This window comes from Streptomyces polyasparticus (assembly GCF_014493765.1).
GTDB classification, from domain to species: Bacteria; Actinomycetota; Actinomycetes; order Streptomycetales; family Streptomycetaceae; genus Streptomyces; species Streptomyces polyasparticus.
In genome coordinates, this window is sequence record NZ_JACTVJ010000028.1 from 84,413 (window position 1) to 105,673 (window position 21,261).

Annotated in this window: 26 protein-coding genes; 7 read left to right on the top strand and 19 right to left on the bottom strand. The window is 69.2% G+C overall.

The genetic code is table 11. The features are described from left to right. Positions 1-330: 330 nt before the first annotated feature. From H9Y04_RS39545 to H9Y04_RS39560, 4 genes are all read right to left on the bottom strand, one after another. Positions 331-618: a DUF4229 domain-containing protein gene (locus H9Y04_RS39545; RefSeq protein ID WP_308801801.1), complete on the bottom strand. Its 288-nt coding sequence runs from the start codon at positions 616-618 to the stop codon at positions 331-333. Positions 619-679: 61 nt separating this feature from the next. Further along, positions 680-1,204 carry a GNAT family N-acetyltransferase gene (locus H9Y04_RS39550; RefSeq protein WP_187819063.1) on the bottom strand — a complete coding sequence of 175 codons (525 nt, stop codon included), beginning with the start codon at positions 1,202-1,204 and terminating at the stop codon, positions 680-682. A gap of 8 nt (positions 1,205-1,212) precedes the next feature. Further along, positions 1,213-2,376, bottom strand: coding sequence for an aminofutalosine synthase MqnE (mqnE, locus tag H9Y04_RS39555; protein WP_187819064.1), 1,164 nt, complete (start codon positions 2,374-2,376; stop codon positions 1,213-1,215). A gap of 96 nt (positions 2,377-2,472) precedes the next feature. Further along, on the bottom strand, positions 2,473-2,928 hold the full coding sequence (locus H9Y04_RS39560) for an Lrp/AsnC family transcriptional regulator (protein ID WP_187819065.1): 456 nt from the start codon (positions 2,926-2,928) through the stop codon (positions 2,473-2,475). Positions 2,929-3,087: 159 nt separating this feature from the next. Between H9Y04_RS39560 and H9Y04_RS39565 the strand changes: the two genes are divergently transcribed. Continuing rightward, positions 3,088-3,225, top strand: a complete 138-nt coding sequence (locus H9Y04_RS39565) for a hypothetical protein (protein WP_187819140.1) — start codon at positions 3,088-3,090, stop codon at positions 3,223-3,225. On the opposite strand, the gene H9Y04_RS39570 is transcribed toward H9Y04_RS39565, so the two are convergent. Further along, entirely contained in the window at positions 3,222-3,926 is a 705-nt protein-coding gene (locus tag H9Y04_RS39570) for a UbiX family flavin prenyltransferase (protein WP_187819066.1), read from the bottom strand. The two genes, H9Y04_RS39565 and H9Y04_RS39570, sit on opposite strands and share 4 nt — an antisense overlap. A gap of 105 nt (positions 3,927-4,031) precedes the next feature. On the opposite strand from H9Y04_RS39570, the gene H9Y04_RS39575 reads away from it, so the two are divergent. Then, positions 4,032-4,637 (top strand): rhomboid family intramembrane serine protease, encoded by a 606-nt coding sequence (locus H9Y04_RS39575; protein ID WP_187819067.1) that lies wholly within the window; start codon positions 4,032-4,034, stop codon positions 4,635-4,637. On the opposite strand, the gene H9Y04_RS39580 is transcribed toward H9Y04_RS39575, so the two are convergent. From H9Y04_RS39580 to H9Y04_RS39590, 3 genes are all read right to left on the bottom strand, one after another. Continuing rightward, on the bottom strand, positions 4,634-5,296 hold the full coding sequence (locus H9Y04_RS39580) for a deoxynucleoside kinase (RefSeq protein WP_187819068.1): 663 nt from the start codon (positions 5,294-5,296) through the stop codon (positions 4,634-4,636). The two genes, H9Y04_RS39575 and H9Y04_RS39580, sit on opposite strands and share 4 nt — an antisense overlap. 103 nt (positions 5,297-5,399) lie before the next feature. Continuing rightward, entirely contained in the window at positions 5,400-5,801 is a 402-nt protein-coding gene (locus tag H9Y04_RS39585; protein WP_187819135.1) for a hypothetical protein, read from the bottom strand. A gap of 253 nt (positions 5,802-6,054) precedes the next feature. Then, positions 6,055-6,774: an SDR family oxidoreductase gene (locus H9Y04_RS39590; protein WP_187819069.1), complete on the bottom strand. Its 720-nt coding sequence runs from the start codon at positions 6,772-6,774 to the stop codon at positions 6,055-6,057. A 156-nt stretch (positions 6,775-6,930) separates the two neighbouring features. On the opposite strand from H9Y04_RS39590, the gene H9Y04_RS39595 reads away from it, so the two are divergent. After that, on the top strand, positions 6,931-7,815 hold the full coding sequence (locus H9Y04_RS39595; protein WP_187819070.1) for a helix-turn-helix domain-containing protein: 885 nt from the start codon (positions 6,931-6,933) through the stop codon (positions 7,813-7,815). Between the two features lie 7 nt (positions 7,816-7,822). Next, positions 7,823-8,287, top strand: a complete 465-nt coding sequence (locus tag H9Y04_RS39600) for an SRPBCC family protein (protein ID WP_187819071.1) — start codon at positions 7,823-7,825, stop codon at positions 8,285-8,287. Here H9Y04_RS39600 and mqnP read toward each other — a convergent pair. The 3 genes from mqnP to H9Y04_RS39615 are packed head-to-tail and all read right to left on the bottom strand — an operon-like array spanning position 8,284 to position 11,110. Continuing rightward, positions 8,284-9,198, bottom strand: coding sequence for a menaquinone biosynthesis prenyltransferase MqnP (gene mqnP / locus H9Y04_RS39605; protein ID WP_438818208.1), 915 nt, complete (start codon positions 9,196-9,198; stop codon positions 8,284-8,286). The genes H9Y04_RS39600 and mqnP overlap by 4 nt on opposite strands. After that, positions 9,195-9,662 carry a hypothetical protein gene (locus tag H9Y04_RS39610; protein ID WP_187819072.1) on the bottom strand — a complete coding sequence of 156 codons (468 nt, stop codon included), beginning with the start codon at positions 9,660-9,662 and terminating at the stop codon, positions 9,195-9,197. The genes mqnP and H9Y04_RS39610 overlap by 4 nt, the downstream gene beginning before the upstream one ends. Further along, positions 9,659-11,110, bottom strand: a complete 1,452-nt coding sequence (locus tag H9Y04_RS39615; protein ID WP_187819073.1) for a menaquinone biosynthesis decarboxylase — start codon at positions 11,108-11,110, stop codon at positions 9,659-9,661. Before H9Y04_RS39615 ends, H9Y04_RS39610 begins: the two co-directional genes overlap by 4 nt. Positions 11,111-11,199: 89 nt before the next feature. On the opposite strand from H9Y04_RS39615, the gene H9Y04_RS39620 reads away from it, so the two are divergent. From H9Y04_RS39620 to H9Y04_RS39630, 3 genes are all read left to right on the top strand, one after another. Next, complete coding sequence (locus H9Y04_RS39620; RefSeq protein ID WP_187819074.1) at positions 11,200-11,598, top strand: PLD nuclease N-terminal domain-containing protein; 399 nt, start codon at positions 11,200-11,202, stop codon at positions 11,596-11,598. A 66-nt stretch (positions 11,599-11,664) separates the two neighbouring features. Then, the gene (locus H9Y04_RS39625; RefSeq protein ID WP_187819075.1) at positions 11,665-12,642 is read left to right on the top strand and encodes an isopenicillin N synthase family dioxygenase; all 978 of its coding nucleotides are present in this window, start codon (positions 11,665-11,667) and stop codon (positions 12,640-12,642) included. Further along, the gene (locus tag H9Y04_RS39630; protein WP_308801803.1) at positions 12,632-13,093 is read left to right on the top strand and encodes a nucleoside deaminase; all 462 of its coding nucleotides are present in this window, start codon (positions 12,632-12,634) and stop codon (positions 13,091-13,093) included. Before H9Y04_RS39625 ends, H9Y04_RS39630 begins: the two co-directional genes overlap by 11 nt. A gap of 23 nt (positions 13,094-13,116) precedes the next feature. On the opposite strand, the gene H9Y04_RS39635 is transcribed toward H9Y04_RS39630, so the two are convergent. From H9Y04_RS39635 to H9Y04_RS39670, 8 genes are all read right to left on the bottom strand, one after another. Beyond that, positions 13,117-13,656 carry an SRPBCC domain-containing protein gene (locus tag H9Y04_RS39635; protein WP_187819076.1) on the bottom strand — a complete coding sequence of 180 codons (540 nt, stop codon included), beginning with the start codon at positions 13,654-13,656 and terminating at the stop codon, positions 13,117-13,119. Positions 13,657-13,747: 91 nt separating this feature from the next. After that, complete coding sequence (locus H9Y04_RS39640; RefSeq protein WP_187819077.1) at positions 13,748-14,908, bottom strand: CU044_5270 family protein; 1,161 nt, start codon at positions 14,906-14,908, stop codon at positions 13,748-13,750. Next, positions 14,905-15,519 (bottom strand): RNA polymerase sigma factor, encoded by a 615-nt coding sequence (locus tag H9Y04_RS39645; protein ID WP_187819078.1) that lies wholly within the window; start codon positions 15,517-15,519, stop codon positions 14,905-14,907. Before H9Y04_RS39645 ends, H9Y04_RS39640 begins: the two co-directional genes overlap by 4 nt. Positions 15,520-15,607: 88 nt before the next feature. Continuing rightward, positions 15,608-16,690: a c-type cytochrome biogenesis protein CcsB gene (ccsB, locus tag H9Y04_RS39650; RefSeq protein ID WP_187819079.1), complete on the bottom strand. Its 1,083-nt coding sequence runs from the start codon at positions 16,688-16,690 to the stop codon at positions 15,608-15,610. After that, positions 16,687-18,396 (bottom strand): cytochrome c biogenesis protein ResB, encoded by a 1,710-nt coding sequence (gene resB, locus H9Y04_RS39655; RefSeq protein ID WP_187819080.1) that lies wholly within the window; start codon positions 18,394-18,396, stop codon positions 16,687-16,689. The genes ccsB and resB overlap by 4 nt, the downstream gene beginning before the upstream one ends. A 2-nt stretch (positions 18,397-18,398) precedes the next feature. Next, positions 18,399-19,172, bottom strand: a complete 774-nt coding sequence (locus H9Y04_RS39660; RefSeq protein WP_187819081.1) for a cytochrome c biogenesis CcdA family protein — start codon at positions 19,170-19,172, stop codon at positions 18,399-18,401. Continuing rightward, the gene (locus tag H9Y04_RS39665; RefSeq protein ID WP_187819082.1) at positions 19,169-19,768 is read right to left on the bottom strand and encodes a TlpA family protein disulfide reductase; all 600 of its coding nucleotides are present in this window, start codon (positions 19,766-19,768) and stop codon (positions 19,169-19,171) included. The genes H9Y04_RS39660 and H9Y04_RS39665 overlap by 4 nt, the downstream gene beginning before the upstream one ends. A 112-nt stretch (positions 19,769-19,880) precedes the next feature. Then, positions 19,881-21,104 (bottom strand): polysaccharide deacetylase family protein, encoded by a 1,224-nt coding sequence (locus H9Y04_RS39670; RefSeq protein ID WP_187819083.1) that lies wholly within the window; start codon positions 21,102-21,104, stop codon positions 19,881-19,883. Between the last annotated feature and the right edge of the window lie 157 nt (positions 21,105-21,261).

Sequence of the window (21,261 nt, forward strand, 5' to 3'; positions counted from 1 at the left end):
GGGGGGACGTACGGACTTCAAAGTGGAGCGACGGCCGCAAGTGTCAGGTGAGGCGGCGCCGCTGCATTGTGTCGCTAGCTCAAGCGCGGCAACAGGCCGCGGACATGCAGCGGCAGAGATCGACATGCAGGCGCGCGACGAGCGGGGTGCTCGGGTCGCGGGGCGCAGCTGCTGTCTTCATGTCGAACACGTTAACACTTGAACTTTGAGGAACTCAAAGGGCTGCTTTGGGACCTGGGTCCCCGGAAACGCCGAAACCCCTGGGACCAAAGGCCCAGGGGTTTCGCGGTGTGACGAGTCTTACACGCTTCTTACGGCGCGGCGTGCGCCTCAGATGCCGTCTTCCATGCTGCGGTTCTCCGCGAGCCGGGTCTTGGCACGGTCGACGCGGGTGACGATCTGCTCGGACATCTCGTCGCGCTGCTTGCGCAGGAGCACGAAGCTGAGCGGCGCCGAGATGACGATGGCGAGGATCAGTACCCACAGGTAGTTGGAGTCGCCGAGCCCCCGCGGCAGCACGCCGTAGTAGACCAGGGCCCACAGCACGAGGAAGCTGCCGGCGAAGATGCCGATGCGCATCAGGCTGTACCGGAGAGTGGCGTTCACCTTGGCTGCCACGACTGGCCTCTTTTCCTTCTACGAAATCCTGCTCGACCAGTGAACCATGTCCGGTTTCCGCTCAATACAGCGGCAGATACATGGTGATGTCGTCCCGGTCGTCCCCGGGCGCGACCCGGATCGCGCCCGGCACCCGGCCGCCATCCTTGTAACCGCAGGACGCGTAGAACCGGTCGACCCCGGTGCCGCCCCGGCAGGTGAGCCGGATCAGCTCGATCCCGTCGAAGCCGCGCGCGGCCTCCTCGACGGCCGCCATCAGGTCGCGTCCGTACCCCTTGCCCTGGTGCTTGGGATGCACCATCACGGTGTACGCCCAGATCCAGTGCCGCATGAGGCGGTGGGTGTTGAACGCGAGGAACGCCGTCGCGGCCACCGCGCCCTCCTCGTCGTATCCGACGAGGAGCCGCATCCGCCCCTCCGCGATCGCGACGAAGTGCTTGACCAGTTCGGGGCGGATCTCCTGCGGCGAGACCGGCGGCACGAAGCCGACGGCGCCGCCCGCGTCGGACACATCGGCCCAGAGCGCGAGCAGGCCGTCACGGAGCTCGGGACCTATGGCGGGGTCCAGTTCGAAACGCAGCGCCATGTCGTACGTCAGACCCGCATCGGCTGCGGCGACTCGCGGCGGTCCGCCTCGGGGCCCGGGTACTCGCGGATGATCTCGTAGCGCGTGTTGCGCTCGACGGGCTGGAAGCCGGCGTCGCGGATCAGGTCGAGCAGGTCCTCACGGGAGAGCTTGTTGGGCGTCCCGTAGTTGTCGGCGTCGTGCGTGATCTTGTACTCGACCACCGAGCCGTCCATGTCGTCCGCGCCGTGCTGCAGCGCGAGCTGGGCGGTCTGCACTCCGTGCATGACCCAGAAGACCTTGACGTGCTGGATGTTGTCGAAGAGCAGCCGCGAGACCGCGAAGGTCTTCAGGGCCTCGGCGCCGGTGGCCATCGTGGTGCGCGCCTGCAGCTTGTTGCGGACCTTGCCGTCCTGCATGTCCACGAAGTCGTGCTGGTAGCGCAGCGGGATGAAGACCTGGAAGCCGCCGGTCTCGTCCTGCAGTTCACGCAGCCGAAGGACGTGGTCGACGCGGTGGCGGGGCTCCTCGATGTGCCCGTACAGCATCGTGCACGGGGTCTTGAGACCCTTCGAGTGCGCGAGCCGGTGGATGCGCGACCAGTCCTCCCAGTGGGTGCGGTGGTCGACGATGTGCTGGCGCACTTCCCAGTCGAAGATCTCGGCGCCGCCGCCGGTCAAGGACTCCAGGCCGGCCTCGATGAGCTCGTCGAGGATGTCGGAGGCCGACATCCCGGAGATCGTCTCGAAGTGGTGGATCTCGGTGGCGGTGAAAGCCTTCAGCGAGACGTTCGGCAGCGCCTTCTTGAGCTCGCTGAGCGAACGCGGGTAGTAGCGCCACGGCAGGTTGGGGTGCAGGCCGTTGACGATGTGCAGCTCGGTGAGGTTGTCGTTCTCCATCGCCTTGGCGAGGCGGACGGCTTCCTCGATACGCATCGTGTACGCGTCCTTCTCGCCCGGCTTGCGCTGGAACGAGCAGTAGGCGCACGACGCGGTGCACACGTTGGTCATGTTGAGGTGGCGGTTGACGTTGAAGTGGACGACGTCGCCGTTCTTCCTCGTCCGCACCTCGTGGGCGAGCCCGCCGAGCCAGGCCAGATCGTCGCTCTCGTAGAGCGCGATGCCGTCCTCACGGGTCAGCCGCTCCCCGGAGCGGACCTTCTCTTCGAGCTCACGCTTGAGTCCCGCGTCCACCTGGCCGCCTCCCAATACTGACTACTTGTGCGGACCACCCACGGTACGCCCCGCCACCGGCCCTTCCGGCGGCCGCCCCCTGCCCAACCGCGAGGGTCAGAGCTGCTCCGGCAGGTCCCCGACCCGGTTCTCCCACTTCGTGGAGAGCACGATCGTCGTCCGCGTACGCGAGACGCCCTTGGTGCCGCTGAGCCGGCGGATCGTCTTCTCCAGGCCGTCCACGTCGCTCGCGCGCACCTTGAGCATGTACGAGTCGTCGCCCGCGATGAACCAGCAGTCCTCGATCTCGTGCAGGTCCTTGAGCCGGCGCGCCACGTCCTCGTGGTCGGCGGCGTCGGAGAGCGAGATGCCGATGAGGGCGGTCACGCCGAGTCCGAGCGAGGCGGAGTCGACCGTGGCGCGGTAGCCGGTGATGACGCCCGCGCTCTCGAGCCGGTTGATGCGGTCGGTGACGCTGGGTCCCGACAGGCCTACGAGGCGGCCCAGTTCGGCATACGAAGCCCGGCCGTTCTCCCTCAGGGCCTGGATGAGCTGCCTGTCCACCGCGTCCATGCGCCGGCACCTTCCATTAATTAGCGATCCTGCGAGTTTAGGTGTAAAATCTAAGGCACGCAGGGCGGTTTCCCTGCGATTCTTGCAGAACTTTTCGCGTTTCTCGCGTTTTCCGAGGTCTGCAGAAGATCAACGACGATCTACAGGAGTGTCCTCACCGTGTACACGCTCGAGATGGCCTACGCCCACATGCGCTCGCTGCAGGAGCTGGCCGACCGCTCGCGTGCCCACAAGTCCCCGATCGCCGCCGCCCGCGCGGACAAGCTGTCCCGCCCGGCGCGCGCCAAGAAGCGCTAACCCGCGCCAGGGCCTTCACGCGGTCCCCCGCCCGATGGGCGGGACCCACCGCCGAGTTCGCCCTCCCAGCGGCGGTACAGACCGTGCGGCACACCCGCCGCGTCGAGCACCCGCCCCGCGACGAAGTCCACCAGATCCTGGATGTGCGTCGCCCCCGCGTAGAACGCCGGCGAGGCCGGGAGCACCACGGCTCCCGCCTCGTCCAGGCTCACCAGGTGCCTGAGCGTCTGCCCGTTCAGCGGCGTCTCGCGCACCGCGACCACCAGCTTGCGGCTCTCCTTGAGCGTCACGCTCGCCGTCCGCTGGAGCAGGTCCTTCGAAAGTCCCAGTGCCACTCCGGCCACACAGGCCGTCGAGGCGGGCACGATCAACATGCCCTTCGTCCTGTACGAACCGGAGCTCGGCCCGGCCGCGAGATCGCCCGCGGCCCAGTGCCGTACGTCGCCGAGATCGAGGCCCGTGAACGTGCCGGGCTTGCCGTCCGCTCCCCGGGCCAGCCACTCCCCCAGGTCCTCGCGCCAGTGCGCGTCCCGGTAGGAGATCCCGGTCTCGTCGAGCAGCGTGAGCCGCGAGGCCCTGCTGACCACCAGGTCCACACTCTCGCCCGCGGCGAGGAGCCCGCGCAGGACGGCTGCCGCGTACGGCGTCCCGGAGGCTCCGGAGACCCCTACGACCCAGGGGATGCGCTCGGCGTCTTTCATACCCCGAGCCTATCCGCAGGCCCGGAACCGAGCCGCGCCTCCCATGCGTTGAACGCAGTGAGGGCCACTGCTCCGTGGCAGGCCCGACAGCCTGGGGGTCCGCTCATGTCGTACGGATACACGTCACCGCTCCCGCAGCCCGCGCCCGCCGAGCGCCGCCGCGACCGCGCGAAGGCGGCCGGTCTGGTCATGGCCGGGTGGCTCGCGCTGCTGTGGCTGCTCGAAGCGGTCGACGTGGCGAGCGGGCACACCCTGGACACGTACGGCATATCCCCGCGCGAGTTCACCGAGCTGCGCGATGTGATCCCGGCGTCCTTCCTGCACTACGGCTGGGACCACCTGATCGCCAACAGCATGCCGCTGCTCGTGCTCGGCTTCCTCGCCGCGCTGTCGGGGATACGGCGCTTCGCCGCGGTGGTCGCCACGATCGTCGTGGTGAGCGGCGTGGGCGTGTGGTTCACCGCCCCCGCGTATTCGGTGACGGCCGGTGCGTCGGGCGTGGTGTTCGGGCTCTTCGGCTATCTGCTGGTGCGCGGCTTCGTGGACCGGCGGATCGGCGACGTGGTCATCGGCCTGCTGGTCGGCGCGGTGTACGGCTCGATCCTGTGGGGCGTCCTGCCGACGGCCGAAGGGATCTCGTGGCAGGGCCACCTGTTCGGCCTGATCGGCGGGGTGCTCGCGGCGTTCACGTTCCGCCGGAGCGTTGCCTAGACAGCAGTACGGGCCGCCGCGAGCGCGTCCTTGACCTGCTGGACGACCCGCGCCGCGTCCTCGGGGTTGTTCACCACGTCCGTGCAGTTCATGTCGATGACGAGGACCTCGCTGGCCGAGTAGTGCTCGTTCACCCAGTCGTCATAGCCCGACCAGAGCGTGCGGTAGTACGCGACGAGGCTCTCGTCCTGCTCGAAGTCACGGCCGCGCAGGCCGATCCGGTGCAGGACCGTCTCGAAGGAGGCCTTGAGGTAGACCATGAGATCGGGCGCCTTGCGGTACGGCAGGCCGTCGATCTCCCGCATCATCTCGTTCAGCAGACCCTCGTAGACCTGCATCTCCAGGGTGCTGATGCGGCCCAGGTCGTGGTTGACCTTGGCGAAGTACCAGTCCTCGTAGATGGAGCGGTCGAGGACGTTGTCGCCCTTCTTGTACGCCTCCTTGATGGAGGCGAACCGGGTCTGCAGGAAGTACAGCTGGAGGAGGAACGGGTAGCGCTTGGCCTGTATCTCCTCGGGGGACGCCGTGTAGAACAGCGGCAGGATCGGGTTGTCGTCCACGCTCTCGTAGAAGACCTCGCTGCCGAGTTCCTTGGAGATCAGCTCGGCGACACTCGTCTTGCCGATGCCGATCATGCCTCCGACGCAGATCACCGGCATACCTCACTTCTCCCTGCGGGGTCGTCTCTTCGTACGAGCCAAGTCACGAGCCACGAGACAACCCCCGGAGCCGCAGTGAAGCTTAGATGAAGATGTGGCGGGATCAGACAGCCGCGGATGCGGGCGTCCGCGCGGCACGGCGCCTGTCGGCACGCAGCGCGAGGAACGTGGCCACGGCGCCTGCGCCCTCCCACAGGCCGACCCCGATGAACCCCGCGGGAGCGCGGTCGCCGAGCACGGCCAGGGTGAACACGGTGCAGGTGAGGAGACGGAACGGCACGGTCCAGCGGAAGAAGGCCGTCCAGTCGCTCGCGGCGGCGAGCACGTAGTAGACGCCCATGTTGAGCGCCGCCATGGACGAGGCCGTGAGGAAGACCACCGTGTGGTCACCCTCGCCGCGCCCACCGTCGGGCGCGGCCGCGAAGCCCATCGTCTTGATCAGGACGTCGGGCGCGATCAGGCCCACGATGCCCATCACGGCGGCGAGCAGGCCGAATATGGACATGGTCCAGCCCGCCGACGAACGCGGCAGGAGCTTGAGCTGCACGGACTTCCCCCTCGTCGCGGCGCACGGCGAAGCGGCCGGCGCACGGTGAACGTGCCGATGATCCGCTGAAGATTACGGCAGACACTGACAGTTGGCCGCCCCGGGTCCGCGCGGGGTCGCCAACTGCGGGCGTTCTCACCCCATTTCAGGGCTGTTGCCGCGTCTCTGTAGGCCGGTCGCCGCGCTACTTCAGACCTGCCGCCGCGTTCCTTCAGGCCTGTTGCCGCGTCCCCGCGAGCACGATCTCGCGGATGCACACCTCTTGCGGCTGCCCGTACGCGTAGAGGACGGCCTGGGCCACAACCTCCGGCGCGAGCGCGGCGTTCTCCTTCTTCCACTCCTCGTATCCGGCCTTGATGCCGTCGTCCGTGGTGTGCGAGAGCAGTTCGGTCTCCACGGCGCCAGGGCCGATGACGGTCACGCGGACCCCGTGCGGCGCCACTTCCTCGCGCAGGTTCTCCGACATCGCGTGCACGGCGAACTTCGTGCCCACGTACGCGGTGTGGTTCGGGAAGGTCTTGCGGCCGGCGACCGAGCCGATGTTCACGATGGTGCCGCGCTCGCGCCCGATCATGCCGGGCAGCACCGCGCGCACCCCGCCGAGCAGCCCCTTCACGTTCACGTCGAACATGCGGTCCCACTCGTCGGGGTCCTGGTCGGCGATCCGGCCGAGCAGCATCACGCCCGCGTTGTTGACCAGCGCGTCCACCGGCCCGTACCGCGCTTCGGCCTCCTCCACAGCGGCCGCGACGGCGGCACGGTCGGTGATGTCCACCTTGCGGCACAGGGCGTCCGGCAGACCCAGCGCTTCGAGGCGGTCCACGCGCCGGGCGAGCAGCAGCAGCGGGTGGCCCTGCGCGGAGAGCAGCCGGGCGGTGGCGGCGCCGATGCCGGAGCTCGCGCCGGTGATGACGATGAGGGGCTTGGCCATGGAAGTGCGCCTTTCGGAGGTCGGGCGGGTCGGTCTCTCCATGGCACCACCGGTCGGCCGCCCGCGCAGACCTGCAGAGGGGCCCGCCCGAGAGGGGGTCCGGCAGACCCCCTCTGACCTCGGCGGACCGCCCGCGCCCGGGCTAGCGTGGAAGGCATGACCAGTGGTGCGAGGGGTGACGAGCTCAGGGAGTTCCTGCGCAGCCGCCGCGCCCGCGTCACCCCCGAGCAGGCCGGCCTTCCGCTGCACGCGGGACGGCGACGGGTGCCGGGGCTGCGGCGCGAGGAGGCGGCGCTGCTCGCCGGCGTGAGCGCGGACTACTACGTACGCCTGGAGCGCGGCACGGTCCGCAACCCGTCCGCCGAGGTCCTCGAAGGCGTGGCCCGCGCCCTGCACCTGGACGCCACCGAGCGCGCCCATCTGTTCCGTCTGGCCCGGCCCGCCCGCACCGGCGCTCGCCGCCGCCCCGCGCCGCCACAGCGGGTGCGGCCCGGGCTGTACCGCCTCCTCGCGACCCTCGACACCACGCCCGCGATGATCCTCGGCCACCGCATGGACGTGCTCGCGGCCAACCCCATGGCCCGCGCCCTCTACACGGACTTCGACGCGCTGCCGTACCGCGAGCGCAATCTGGCCCGCTTCGTGTTCCTCGCGCCCGAGGCGCGCGAGCTGCTCGCCGACTGGGAACGGGCTGCCCAGGGCACGGTGGCGGCGCTGCGGCTGTACGCGGGCCGGCATCCCGAGGACTCCCGCCTGAGCGAACTGGTCGGCGAACTCTCCGTACGGGACGAGGACTTCCGGCAGTGGTGGGCCGCGCACGACGTCCTGGAGTACACGCACGGCACGAAGCTCTACCGCCATCCACTGGTCGGCGAACTCGCCCTGGAATACGAGTCGTTGACCCTGCCCGACGACCCCGACCAGGCGCTGTACGTCTACACCGCCGAGCCGGGCTCCCTGTCCGAGCAGGGGCTCAGGCTGCTCGCGGGGCTGCGGGGATCCGCTGAGGGATCTGTTCCCGGAGTGACCGCCGGGGCATGATGGCGCGGTGTCCACAGAGGAGTTCACCCGCGACGTCACCGTGCCCGCTCCGCCGGAACGGATCTTCGCGCATCTCGCGGAGCCGGAGAGCTACCTGGGCCTCTCGCCGCTCCTCGTCGCCGTACGCGACATCGTGCGCGGCGGCGACGGGATCCGGTACGTGGCGGTGGAGCGTTTCCGCATCCTCGGCCCGCTGCGCTGGGACAACCCCATCCGCGTGACCATGACGTTCCCCGAGCCGGGACGGCGCATCGTGAGCGAGGTGCACAGCCCGGGCGGAGTCCGGCTCACGGCCACGGTCGTGCTGACGCCGATGGACGCGGGCACGCAGATCACGGAGACCGTCCGCGTCACGTACCCGAGGCCGCTGCGCCCGCTGGTCATCGGCCAGGCCGCCAAAGCACAACGACACCGCCTCGCCGAGCTCGCCCGGCGTATGACGGTGTCGTCCGTGGATGAATCGAAGGGCTAGACCGTCAGCCCCCGCACCAGCAGATCCAGCAGCGCGCACACGAACAGCGCGATCCCGATGAAGCCGTTCACCGTGAAGAACGCGCGGTTCAGGCGGGACAGGTCCTTCGGTGTGACGATCGAGTGCTCGTACGCGAAGGCCGCCGCCACGATCATCAGGCCCAGCCAGAAGAAGAACCCGGCGTCGGTGGCGTAGGCGTACCAGACGAGCAGCCCCGTCGTGACGACATGCGCACCCCGCGCCCCGTACAGCGCGGCCGCGATCCCGAAGCGGGCCGGCACCGACTTCACGCCCTCGGCGCGGTCGGCCGCCACGTCCTGGCAGGCGAAGATCAGGTCGAAGCCGCCGATCCAGATGCCGACCGCGAGCCCGAGGATGACCGCGTCCCAGGACCACTCGCCGGTGATCGCGAGCCAGGCACCGATCGGGCCGATGGCCTGCGCGAGGCCGAGGATCGCGTGCGGGAAGTTCGTGAACCGCTTGCCGTACGGATAGACCACCATCGGCACGACGGCGAGCGGCGCGAGCGCCAGGCAGAGCGGGTTGAGCAGCGCCGCCGAGCCGAGGAAGACCACGACCGCGACGATCGCGCCGGTCCACGCGGACTTCACCGACACCGCACCGGTGACGAGCTCGCGTCCGGCCGTACGCGGGTTACGGGCGTCGATCTCCCGGTCGATGATCCGGTTCGCGGCCATCGCGAAGGTCCGCAGGCCCACCATGCAGATGGTGACCAGGAGCAGCCGGCCCCAGTGGATGTTCTTGTCGAGCTGGAACATCGCGGTCAGCGAGGCGATGTACGCGAACGGCAGCGCGAAGACCGAGTGCTCGATCATGACGAGCCGCAGGAACGCCTTCACCTTGCTGCCGGAGGGCGGTGGGCCCACGACCTCGTCGGCGGTCGTCATCATGCGAGGGCCTCCAGGAAGGCGTCGAGGTCGGCGAGGAGCCCGTCGGCGGGCAGCGGTCCGGTCTCGACGGTGAGCGGGACCGCCTCGTCGCCGGGCGGGGTGATGCGGGCGGTGAGGGACCAGGAGCCATTGCCGTCGGACGTACCTTCGAGCTGCAGTGCGGCGCCGCCGTCGACGGCGAACTTCTCGCTCCCCGCCGCCAGTTCGGCCCGCAGCTGCTCGGCGAAGGCGGTGGGTTCCGCGTCCCGTACGCCGGGCAGTTCGAAGCCGTCGCCCTCCCCGTCCCGCTCCCACAGCACGGTCCAGGTCCCCGAGGTGGCCGCGAGCTCCTCCGGTGTGACGCCCGCCTGCGCGGCGGCCTGCCGCACCTCCGGATCGGCCGGGTCGATCTCAGGCCGCACCAGGGCCACGTAGTCGTCCTCGCCCAGGAAGAGGGCCGGTCCGCCCGTCACCACGAAGCTCACAGGCCGTACTCCTTCCAGCGCCGGTCCACCATCGCGGCCGTCGTGGGATCGGACTCGACCATGTTCGGCCAGCCGCCGTCGCGCGTGTAGCCCTCCTCGGGCAGCTTCTTGGTGGCGTCGATGCCCGCCTTGCCGCCCCAGAACTGCTGGTACGAGGCGTGGTCGAGGTGGTCGACGGGGCCCTCGACGACCGTGAGGTCGCGGGAGTAGTCGGTGTTGCCGAGCGCGCGCCAGGAGACCTCGTGCAGATCGTGCACGTCGCAGTCGGCGTCGACCACGATGATCAGCTTGGTCAGGGACATCATGTGCGCGCCCCAGATCGCGGACATCACCTTCTGCGCGTGCTTCGGGTACTTCTTGTCGATCGAGACGATCGCGCAGTTGTGGAAGCCGCCCGACTCGGGCAGGTGGTAGTCAACGATGTCCGGCACGATGATCTTGAGGAGGGGGAGGAAGAACCTCTCCGTGGCCCGGCCGAGCGGACCGTCCTCCGTCGGCGGGCGGCCGACCACGATGGACTGAAGGAGCGGACGCTTCCGCATCGTCACACAGTCGATCTTCAGCGCGGGGAACGGCTCCTGCGGCGTGTAGAAGCCGGTGTGGTCGCCGAAGGGACCCTCCGGCAGCATCTCGCCCGGCTCCAGCCAGCCCTCGATGACGACCTCGGCGTTGGCCGGGACCTGCAGCGGCACCGTCTTGCAGTCGACCATCTCGACGCGCTTGCCCTGGATGAACCCGGCGAGCAGGTACTCGTCCATGTCCCCGGGCAGCGGCGCGGTCGACGCGTAGGTGACGGCCGGCGGGCAACCGAAGGCGATCGCGACCGGCAGCTTCTCGCCGCGCTTGGCCGCCACCTGGTAGTGGTTGCGGCTGTCCTTGTGGATCTGCCAGTGCATGCCGATGGTGCGCTTGTCGTGGCGCTGCAGGCGGTAGAGCCCGAGGTTCCGTACGCCCGTCTCCGGGTGCTTGGTGTGCGTGAGCCCCAGGTTGAAGAAGGAGCCGCCGTCCTCCGGCCACGTGAAGAGCGCAGGCAACTGCTCCAGATCCACGTCGTCGCCGGTCAGGACGACCTCCTGGACCGGAGCGTCCTTCACCTTCTTCGGCGGTACGTGGGTCATCGCGCCGAGCTTGCCGAAGGCCTCGCGGATCCCGACGAAGCCCTGCGGCAGCTCGGGCTTGAGCAGACCGCCGATCTTCTCGCTGATCTCCCCGTACGACTTGAGACCCAGCGCCTTGAGGAGGCGGCGGTCCGTGCCGTACACGTTCATCGCGAGCGGCATCGACGAGCCGCGCACGTTCTCGAAGAGGAGCGCGGGGCCGCCCGCCTTGTTGACCCGGTCGACGATCTCACCGACCTCCAGATACGGGTCGACTTCGGCCTTGATGCGCTTCAGGTCGCCCTCGCGCTCCAGGGCACGGAGCAGGGAGCGAAGATCGTCATAAGCCATACGTCCCAGTATCCGGCACCCGCTACCCTGGCCCCGTCACCGGGGGCTCCGGTCCGCCCTCGCCGATACCTCCTGGGGGAACGCACACCATGCTCCGGATCCTGATGATCCTGATCCCGCTCGCGCTGACGATCTTCGCGTTCATCGACTGTCTGAACACCCCCGAGGACGAGGCCAAGCATCTGCCGAAGATCGCCTGGGTCTTCATCATCCTGCTGTTCTGGGTGGTCGGGCCGATCGTCTGGCTCGCCGCCGGCAAGGACCGCACACCGCCGCAGGGCGGCCGTACGCCCTCGGAATGGCACCGCAACCACCGCACCACGTGGGTGGCGCCGGACGACAATCCCGAGTTCCTGAAGTCCATCAAGGACGAGAACAAGAAGGACGAGTCCCTCCTCAAGGACTGGGAGGCGGATCTGCGCCGCCGCGAGGAGGAGCTCAAGAACCGCGAGAGCGGCGGCGAGGACGGGCCCGAGGACAAGAAGTAGGCCCGATCTGCGGCGGGCCCGAGGACGAGAAGTGAGGACGGGGACGGCGGCGGGCAGTCTGAGGCCATGACCTCCGACGCCGGCCGCCCCCGAGTCCCCACCCTCGATCTGACGCCCTGGCCGGACGGGCCCCGCGAGCGGCGTGACGCGCTGGTGCGCGCCGCCGACGAGGCGCTGCGCAGCGCTGGGTTCCTGCTCGTCACCGGCCACGGTGTCGATCCGGCGCTGCGGGCGGACATCCGCGCGGCGGCCCGGGAGTTCTTCCGGCTGCCGCCCGCCATGAAGCAGCCGTACGCGGTGAAGGTCGGCGAACGCGGCTGGCTGGGCCCCGGCGCCGAGGCCAACGGCTATGCCGAGGGCACCGAGACACCACCCGACCTCAAGGAGTCCCTGTCCTTCGCGGCCCACGAGCCGACCGGGGACGCGCGCGTGGACGCGGAGTGGTTCAAGCCCAACACCTGGCCGGCCGAGGTCCCCGAGCTCAAGGCCCTGGTGGAGACGTATCTCGGACAGATGCGGACGCTGTCCGACCGGCTGCTCGGGCTGCTCGGCGCGGCCCTGGGCGAGCCGGAGGACTTCTTCACGCGGCACACCGGGCATCCCACCTGGGGCTTCAACATCAACTGGTACCCGGGCACGGACACCGTCGGCGCCCCCGAGGAGGGCCAGTTCCGCATCGGCCCGCACACCGATTTCGGCACGGTCACGGTGCTCGACCGCCAGGACGGCAAGGGCGGACTGCAGATCTTCACCGACGAGGGCGGCTGGGAGGACGCGCCGTACGACCCGGCCGCGCTGACCGTCAACATCGGTGATCTGATGGCCCGTTGGACCGGCGACCGCTGGCGCTCGGGCCGCCATCGCGTGCTGCCGCCCCCGCTCGACGCCCCGGCCGAGGAGCTGCTCTCCCTCGTCTACTTCTACGAATGCGATCCGGGCACCCGCGTCGAGTCCCTGCCCGCGCCCAAGGGCCGGGTCGCGTACGAGCCGGTCGACTCCCACACGTATCTGCGCGCGCAGCTGGACGCGATCAGTGTCGGCTGACCTGTCGCCGGCCACGGCGCGCCAGTGGCTCGCGACCGCCCTCGCCGAGGCCCGCGCCGGGCTGGCCGAAGGCGGTGTCCCCATCGGTGCCGCCCTCTATGCGGCGGACGGCACGCTGCTGGGCCGGGGCCACAACCGCCGTGTCCAGGACGGCGATCCTTCCGCCCACGCGGAGACGGCGGCCTTCCGTGCCGCGGGCCGGCAGCGCTCGTACCGCGGTACGACGATGGTGACCACGCTGTCGCCGTGCTGGTACTGCAGCGGTCTGGTGCGGCAGTTCGGGATCTCGCGGGTCGTCATCGGCGAGGCGGAGACGTTCCGGGGCGGCCACGAGTGGCTGGCCGGACTCGGCGTCGAGATCGTGCTCCTGGACGATCCGGAGTGCGTGACGCTGATGCGGGAGTTCATCGCCGAGCGGCCGGAGCTGTGGCACGAGGACATCGGGGAGTGAGGCCCCCGCCCCTCCGCGGGCGATCAGCGCGCGGGCCGGGCCGCCTGGGCGTATCCGTCCCTGAGCTCGCGCCACCGCTCCAGGCTCCACGTCGACCAGTCCTTGGGGTGCCCCGCCAGGGCCGCTTCCAGGAACTCGATGTGGTTGTGCCAGCCCGCCAGGCAGTCCAGGCGGAAGGCGTCGTCGCCCTCGAACTCGTTCGTGAAGCGGACCGTCGTGGCCGGGGCATCCGGGCCCGCGTGCTCCAGGTGGAAGCGGCAGCGGCCGTGCAGATCGATGGTGTACTCGACGATCCGCTCCACGTCCCAGGCCGTGATGTGCCCGGAGTGCACGCCCCCTTGAGAGGCCTCCTCGTTGTTCAGCCAGCGCAGGGTGACCGCCCCGCCGAGCCGCGGTTCGAGGACATCGGCGGCGGCCAGCCAGCCCGCGAGCTCCTCGGGCCTGACCAGGGCGGTCCACACCCGCTCCACGGTGTGCGGAAGGTGCAGCAGGAAGTGCAGGGTCTGCGTGCTTCCCTCGGTGGTGCTGGTGCCATGTTCGATTGCTCCGGTGTTCTCGGTCATGACACCAGCCTTCCGCCGAATCAGGAGTTCCGCACGCCCCCGGCTCAGTCCTGCGCGGGCCCAGTCCTGCCCGGGCCCAGTCCTGCCGGGCTCAGTCCTTCGCGGACTCCTGAGCGGCCGACTTGTCCCCGGCAGCCCCGGCGTCCTTCTCCCCGGGCGCGGCCTCCTTCTCCGCGGCCTCCTTGTCCGCGGGGTGGTCCTTCTCCTTCACCCCTGGCTGCGCCTTCGGCGCCGAGTCCACGACCTTGCGCTCCAGGACGGCGGTGTTGGCGGTCACCGTGCCCGCGGGCGTGCCGGGGCACTGCTTCTCCGTGCCGTCGGCCTCGGTGACGCTGCCGCCGTCGCCGTCCTTCGTCAGCACACCACGCTCACCGAGGTAGGTGTACGACGTCTTGTCGAAGATCAGCTCCTGGCGGTGGCCCGACTGCTCGTCGATCCGGCCGACGGCGATCCCCTTGCGGCCGATCGCGTCCGTGGCGTTCGGCACCAGCTCCACGCCGGGGATCTTCGCGGCCGCCCGGTAGAGCGCCGCCGCCACCTTCGGCGGGACGAGGGACTCACGCACGAGGTCACCGACGAGGGTGAAGGTGTTCTGGTCCTCGCTCTTGCCGCCCTCGCTCGCCTTGTGCAGCCAGTCGAGCATCTTGTCGGGGTCGGTCGGCAGGGTCTCCAGATGGCGGTAGTACGTGTTCGACGGGATGCCCGGCGTGGGCCGCTCCATGGACTCGACCGGCTTGCCCGCATCCGTACGGAAGACCCCGGCGCGGTCGGCGGACACCGGCACCCACGCCTCGCGCTCCCTGACAGGACCCAGCTTGAGCGGCGAACACATCTCGCTCTCGCCCCAGGCGGCCTTCGTCTTGATGTACGCGTACTGGTCGTCGCGGAGCTCGCCCAGATCCTCCTTGGACGCCACCGTCGCCACCCGGTCGAGCAGCTGGGCCGCGCTCTGCGGGGCACCCTGCGGTACGGCTTGGCCGCCCGGCGCTCCGGTGCCGCCCCCGTCGCCGCCCATCAGCGCGACGCCGCCGACGACCGCGAGGGCCAGGGTGCCGGCCAGCGCGGGCCCGGCGAAGGCGGGGCGCAGCCACTTCCTGCGGGCCGGACGGGGCTGTGCGGAACGGGTCGCTTCCTGCCGGATCTCGTTCAACAGGTGCTCCTTGAGGAGTGCTCGGCGGCCCGCCGGAAGGTCCCGCTCGGGAAAGCCCCGCCCGGGAAGGTCCCTCTCGGGGAGGGACGGGAAGTCGTTCATCGGTTCCCCTCCTGGATGGCCTCGACCGCGGAGATGCGGCCTCCTCTTACCTGTCCGCGCCTTTGCGCGGGTTCCGTATGTTCCAAGGCTTTCGCGAGTTTCGTTCGGGCCCGCGAAAGCCGCGACCGTACGGTGCCGACGGGTATCCCGAGGGCCTCGGCCGCGGCCGCGTAGTCGAGCTCGCCCCAGACGCACAGCGCGAGCACCTCGCGCTCGGCCCGCCGCAGCCGTGCCACCGCGGCCCGGACGCCCGCGAGATACGCCGAGTCGTCGAGCCGGCCCGCGATCTCGTCCGCGAAGTCGACCACCGGCTCGGGCGGTGGCAGCCGCTCCACGGCGGCCGCGTGCCGGCGGGCGGCCCGCCGTGTGTTGCGGGCGACGTTGGTCGCGATGCCGAGCAGCCAGGGCCGCAGCGAACCGCCGTCCTCGTCGAGCCGATCCCGCAGCCGCCAGGCCTCCAGGAAGGTCAGCGAGACGATGTCGTCCGCCGCCGTCCAGTCCCCCGTGAGCCGGTAGCCGTGGTTGTAGACGGACCGGGAGTACGCATCGAAGAGCCGCCCGAAGGCGGCCTCGTCCCCCGCTCTGACCCCAGCGCGCAAATTCGTGTCCACACCCCTCCCCCTGTCCGTACGGCGAAGGCCGGTTCCCGCGGTCCTCCGCGGAAACCGGCCTTCGCCGAAACAGCCGATGAAAGGGGGCTCAGACCCCGGCGTACGAGTGCTTGCCGGAGATGACCATGTTGACGCCGTAGTAGTTCCACAGGAAGCAGGCGAACGCGAAGAGCGCCAGGTAGGCGGCCTTGCGGCCCTTCCAGCCCGCGGTCGCGCGCGCGTGCAGGTAGGCGGCGTACGCCATCCAGGTCACGAAGGAGAAGACCTCCTTGGGGTCCCAGCCCCAGTAGCGGCCCCAGGCGTCGCCGGCCCAGATCGCGCCCGCGATGATCGTGAACGTCCACAGCGGGAAGACCGCGGCGTTGATGCGGTACGAGAACTTGTCGAGCGAGGCCGCCGACGGCAGCCGCTCCAGGACCGAGCTCGCGAAGCTGCCCGGCTTGCCGCCGGACGCCAGCTTGTTCTCGTAGGAGTCGCGGAAGAGGTAGAGCGCCGTGCCGACCGCGCCCAGGTAGAAGACCGCGCCGCAGAAGATGGCGGTGGAGACGTGGATCCACAGCCAGTACGAGTCGAGGGCCGGGACGAGCTGGTCGCTCTCGGTGTAGAGCCACTTGGTCGCGATGCCCAGGTCGAGCAGGACGGTCGTGACGAGGATCAGGCCCATCCAGCGGACGTTCTTGCCGAGGGCCATGAGCACCAGATACGTGGTGACGGCCACCGCGGAGAAGGTGATCGAGAACTCGTACATGTTGCCCCACGGCGCCCGCATCACGGACAGGGCGCGGGCGACCACACCGCTGACGTGGATCAGGGCGGCGAGCACGGTGAGCGAGACCGCGATGCGGCCGTACATGTCGCCCTGCTCCGTACCGCCGTGCGCGCCGGGGCCGTCGGGCACGTCGCGGGTGCCGGCGGCCGAGCGCGTCACGACCTTGGGGCGGTCGAGGACCGCCGTGCTGCCGCCCTTGGTGACCTGCACCTTCGGCGCCTCGGCCGAAGCCGGGCCGGACGAGGTGAGGGCCGCGGCCGTACGGCCGACCTTGCTGCGGCTGCCGAAGACCCACTCGGCGATATGGGCGAGGAAGGCCAGCGTGTAGACGGCCATCGACGAATAGATCAGCACATTGCTGATCTGCGCCATGTTCTCGTTGGTGGCTGCGGCGAGAGTCACTTCTCAGCCCCTTCGGCAGGAACAGCTTCGGATTCGGGGGAAGTTTCGGAGTCTTCGGCGGGCGCGGAGGGCGCCTTGGAGTGCAGCACGGCGGCCAGGTCGCCCAGCTCCTCGGGCACCTTCGCGGACTCGCTGCGGCCCAGGCCCGCCATCTCGACGACGGTCACGCCGTCCTCACCGCGGACCGCACGGACCCAGACGCGGCGGCGCTGGATGAAGAGCGAGCCGGCGAGGCCGAAGATCGCGGCGATGGCGCCGCCGAGCGCCCAGCCGTTGCCCGGCTGCTGCTTGATCTGGAAGGAGGCCCATTCCTTGAGCTCCTTCTCGTACGTGATGGAGCCCTGGCCGTCGGGCAGCTTCATGGTCTCCCCGGGCAGCAGCCGCTGCTTGAGGAGTTCGCCGTTCTTGTCCTTGAACTCCTTCATCTTGGTCGTGTCCAGCTGGTACACGTTCTGCGGCAGACCGGAGTCGATGCCGAGCGAGCCGTGGTACGCGGACAGGGCCAGGACGGGGAAGTCGGGGGCCGGGAACTGGGAGAGCATGTCGCCCTTGCCGTGGCCCGCGAACGTCGGCACGAAGAAGGCGTTGAAGCCGAGCTGCTCCTTCTTGCCGTCCTTGTTGCGGTAGCCATCGGGGATCTTGATGGCGCCGGTGGACGTGATGTTGGCGTCGATCGGCAGCAGCGGCACGGCGCCGCTGAAGACGACCTTGCCGCTCGGGTCCTTGACGGTGACGACGGGCGCGTAGCCGTGGGCGATCAGATAGACCGTGGAGTCGCCGACCTCGAGCGGCGAGTTGACCTCGATCGCCTTCTTCTTCAGGGGGCCGTCGACCCCCTCGGTGTACTGGACGTGCGCCTTGAAGGTACGGGCGGTGCCCGTCGCCGGGCCCTTGCGCTCGTAGTCGTCCTCGAACTCGTCGAGCTGGAAGCTGAAGCGCTCCAGGCTGTCGTTGTCGAAGAGGGCGCCCGACCGGAAGTCGTCGTACTGCGGCAGGACGTTGGCGAAGCCGCCGTCGCCCTCGACCACGAGCTTGCCGCCCTCGGACTTGAACAGCACACCGACCGCGAACGCCACCAGCATCACGATCAGCGAGATGTGGAAGAGCAGATTGCCGGCCTCGCGCGTGTAGCCCTTCTCGGCGGTGACCGCGTCGCCCTCGATGTGCGAGCGGAAGCGCCGGCCCTTGAGCAGCTTGAGCGCCTCTTCCCGTACGTCCTCAGGAGCAGCCTCCGTACGCCAGGTCGTGTACGCGGGAAGGCGGGTCAGCCGCTTCGGGGCGCCCGGCGGACGTCCCTTGAGCTGGCCGACGAACTGCCAGGTGCGCGGAACGATGCAGCCGATGAGGGAGACGAAGAGCAGGATGTAGATCGCCGAGAACCACACCGAGCTGTAGACGTCGAAGAGCTGCAGCTTCTCGTAGATCGGCGTGAGCGTCTCGTGCGCCAGCTTGAACTGCTCGACCTTCAGCTCGTCCACGCTGTTCTGCGGGACCAGCGAGCCGGGGATCGCGCCGAGCGAGAGCATGAAGAGGAGCAGCAGCGCGACCCGCATCGAGGTGAGCTGCCGCCAGAACCAGCGGGCCCAGCCGATCACCCCGAGCGAGGGCAGATTCGGCAGCTCCTCCTTGGGGGCGGTGGACAGCTGCGAACCCGCGGCTCCGAGGTCGTCGGAGGCCGTCTCGGGCGTGGTGTCCGTCTTGCTCATTCTCAGATCCCCACGGTGAAGCCGGAAGTCCAGACCTGCATCTCCTGGACGATGCTGTCCCAGGCGCCCGTGACGAGCAGCAGGCCGGTGATGATCAGCATCGCGCCGCCGATCCGCATCACCCACACATAGTGCTGCTTGACCCAGGCGAAGGCGCCGAGTGCCCGGCGGAAGGCGATGGCGGCCAGTATGAAGGGCACGCCCAGACCCAGGCAGTACGCGACCGTCAGCAGGGCGCCGCGGCCGGCGCTGGCCTCGTTCGAGGAGAGCGCCATCACGGAGGCGAGCGTCGGGCCGATGCACGGGGTCCAGCCGATGCCGAAGAGCACGCCCAGCATGGGGGCGCCCACGAGTCCCGTGGCGGGCTTCTTGTGGAAGCGGAACTCGCGCTGGGTCAGGAAGGGCATCGCGCCCATGAAGAACAGGCCGAGCAGGATCGTCAGCCCGCCGAGCACCTTGGAGATGACCTCCTGGTGTTCGAGCAGGTTCCTGCCGAACTCGCCGAAGAGCGCGCCGAACGACACGAACACGGCGGTGAACCCGAGCACGAACAGCGAGGCCCCGCCCGCCATCCGCCCGCGCTTGGCCTCTTCGAGATCGGCGCCGGTGACCCCGGTCACGTAACTGAGATAGCCGGGGACGAGCGGCAGCACGCACGGCGAGAAGAACGAGACGAGTCCGGCGAGCAGCGCGATCGGGATGGCGAGAAGCAGCGCTCCCCCGAGCACGGTGGTGTTCGGGTCGGTGGCCGCGGCGAGGGCGTGCACGGAGGTCACTTCTCCGCGAGCACGGGGTTGATCATCTCGTACAGGCGCTTGTCGCTGAGCGCGGTCAGATAGCGCGCGGCGATCTTCCCGTCACGGTCGATCACGATCGTGGTGGGGATCGCCTGCGGGCTGAGGCTGCCCTTGGGGAACTTGAGGATCTGCTTGCCGGCCGGGTCGAACAGGCTCGGGTAGGTGATCCCCTGGTCCTCCTCGAAGGCGATGGCCGAGCTCTTCTGGGCATCGCGGGTGTTGATGCCCAGGAACTGCACACCCTTCGACTTGGTCGCCTCGGAGACCCGCTGGAGGTACTTGGCCTCGGCCCGGCACGGGCTGCACCACGAGCCCCAGGTGTTGACGACGACGACCTTGCCCTTGTAGTCGGAGAGCTTCAGCTTCTTGCCGTCGAGGGTCTCGCCCTCGATGTCCGGCGCCGCGACCCGCTCGCTCTTCTCCGAGATCGCGATCCCGCTCTTGCCGGTCACGAAGTTGGTGTTCCCGCCGCCACCCTGCGTACCGCCGTCACCGCACGCGCTCAACGCGAGGGCCGCAAGCGCGGTCCCCGCAGCGAAAAGGGCACGTCGGGAGGCAGGACGTCCAAGGCTCATGTGAAAAGTTTCGCATGACCGTTTCAGCGCTTTCGGCCGCCCCCCGAAAGCCGCGGAACACCCAGTTCAGGCGGCTTGATCAGCGGCTTGATCAGCGGCTTGATCAGAGATCTCAGGCCGCATTGCGGCGCCCGGCCGGGAGCTTCTCGCCGACGTCGAGTGCCTGCAGCCTCTGCAGCACCTCCGGCTTCTGCACATCGAGCCAGTCCACGAACTGCCGGAAGGAGACGAGCCGTACGTCCTTTTTGTCGGCAATCTGCTTCAGCGTTTCCTCGACGGCATCCATGTAGATACCGCCGTTCCACTGCTCGAAGTGATTGCCGACGAAGAATGGCGCCCGATTTGTCTCATACGCACGCTTGAATCCCGCGAGATACGCCTCGGTCGCCTGCTTGCGCCAGCGCGGGTAGTTGGCGGGCGGTGCCTGGGTGGAGTTGACCGACTGGTTGGCGAGGATGTTGTAGTCCATCGAGAGCACCTCGAAGGAGTGCCCCGGGAACGGCATCGCCTGCAGCGGCAGATCCCATACGCCCTGCTTCTTCACCGGCCAGCGCTGCCGCCCGCCGGGCGAGGACGCGTCGTAGCGCCAGCCGAGCTCGCGCGCGACGGGCAGCAGCCGGTCCTGGCCGAGCAGACACGGGGTGCGGCCGCCGACCAGTTCCTTGTCGTAGTCGAAGGGCAGCGGGGGCAGATCGGTCCAGCCCGTGTTCGTACGCCATTGCTGCACAAAGGACTTCGCCTGGCGGATCTCGTCCCGCCACTGCGCGGAGGTCCAGTTGGCCACCGACCCGGAGCCCGCGCAGAAGTGCCCGTTGAAATGGGTGCCGATCTCATGGCCTTCGAGCCAGGCCTGCCGCACGTATTTCAGCGTGCGCTTGATGTTCTCGTCCTTGAGATAGCCGATGTCGGAGGCGCCGACGGGATTGTTCGGCGGACGGTAGAGCCGCTTCTTGGACTCCGGCAGGAGATAGAGGCCGGAGAGGAAGAACGTCATCTTCGCATCGTGCTCCCGAGCCAGCTTCAGGAAGCGCGGAAAGAGCCCGTTGCCGATTTCGCCCGCGCCGTCCCAGGAGAAGATGACGAACTGCGGGGGTATCCCGCCGAGTTCGAGCGGTACCGGCGCCGGGGGCTGGTGCGGCTGCTTGCCGGTGTACGCGGTGGAACCGTCCCCGAGAGGCTTGCCCTCCGGCGAGCGGGACCGCGTATTGCCCGCGGGCGCATGGTCGTTGGGGTCGCTGCGCGGCCCGCTCCCCTGACCGCTGCACGCGGTGAGGCCGGCGGCCGCGGCGGCCCCGACTCCGAGACCGATCAGTCCCCTTCGGCTGATTTGCTGCATGACGTCCCCTGCCTCCGTGTTGCTCCCCGTTTACGGTGGACGTCCCCTTAGAGGGCACAGCGGACACAGAGGTTCCTGCGTATTGCGGAAAATTTGCTCTCCGTACGAGAAGTTCCCGTGGCCACGCATGCCGAAGGGCTGGTCACCTTGTCGGTGA

Bases quoted from the DNA above. Each gene is read 5' to 3' on its own strand.
- H9Y04_RS39550 (WP_187819063.1), bottom strand. From the start codon at position 1,204: ATGGCGCTGCGTTTCGAACTGGACCCCGCCATAGGTCCCGAGCTCCGT.
- H9Y04_RS39560 (WP_187819065.1), bottom strand. From the start codon at position 2,928: ATGGACGCGGTGGACAGGCAGCTCATCCAGGCCCTGAGGGAGAACGGC.
- H9Y04_RS39570 (WP_187819066.1), bottom strand. From the start codon at position 3,926: ATGAAAGACGCCGAGCGCATCCCCTGGGTCGTAGGGGTCTCCGGAGCC.
- H9Y04_RS39575 (WP_187819067.1), top strand. From the start codon at position 4,032: ATGTCGTACGGATACACGTCACCGCTCCCGCAGCCCGCGCCCGCCGAG.
- H9Y04_RS39580 (WP_187819068.1), bottom strand. From the start codon at position 5,296: ATGCCGGTGATCTGCGTCGGAGGCATGATCGGCATCGGCAAGACGAGT.
- H9Y04_RS39585 (WP_187819135.1), bottom strand. From the start codon at position 5,801: ATGTCCATATTCGGCCTGCTCGCCGCCGTGATGGGCATCGTGGGCCTG.
- H9Y04_RS39590 (WP_187819069.1), bottom strand. From the start codon at position 6,774: ATGGCCAAGCCCCTCATCGTCATCACCGGCGCGAGCTCCGGCATCGGC.
- H9Y04_RS39595 (WP_187819070.1), top strand. From the start codon at position 6,931: ATGACCAGTGGTGCGAGGGGTGACGAGCTCAGGGAGTTCCTGCGCAGC.
- mqnP (WP_438818208.1), bottom strand. From the start codon at position 9,198: ATGATGACGACCGCCGACGAGGTCGTGGGCCCACCGCCCTCCGGCAGC.
- H9Y04_RS39615 (WP_187819073.1), bottom strand. From the start codon at position 11,110: ATGGCTTATGACGATCTTCGCTCCCTGCTCCGTGCCCTGGAGCGCGAG.
- H9Y04_RS39620 (WP_187819074.1), top strand. From the start codon at position 11,200: ATGCTCCGGATCCTGATGATCCTGATCCCGCTCGCGCTGACGATCTTC.
- H9Y04_RS39625 (WP_187819075.1), top strand. From the start codon at position 11,665: ATGACCTCCGACGCCGGCCGCCCCCGAGTCCCCACCCTCGATCTGACG.
- H9Y04_RS39635 (WP_187819076.1), bottom strand. From the start codon at position 13,656: ATGACCGAGAACACCGGAGCAATCGAACATGGCACCAGCACCACCGAG.
- H9Y04_RS39640 (WP_187819077.1), bottom strand. From the start codon at position 14,908: ATGAACGACTTCCCGTCCCTCCCCGAGAGGGACCTTCCCGGGCGGGGC.
- resB (WP_187819080.1), bottom strand. From the start codon at position 18,396: ATGAGCAAGACGGACACCACGCCCGAGACGGCCTCCGACGACCTCGGA.
- H9Y04_RS39665 (WP_187819082.1), bottom strand. From the start codon at position 19,768: ATGAGCCTTGGACGTCCTGCCTCCCGACGTGCCCTTTTCGCTGCGGGG.
- H9Y04_RS39670 (WP_187819083.1), bottom strand. From the start codon at position 21,104: ATGCAGCAAATCAGCCGAAGGGGACTGATCGGTCTCGGAGTCGGGGCC.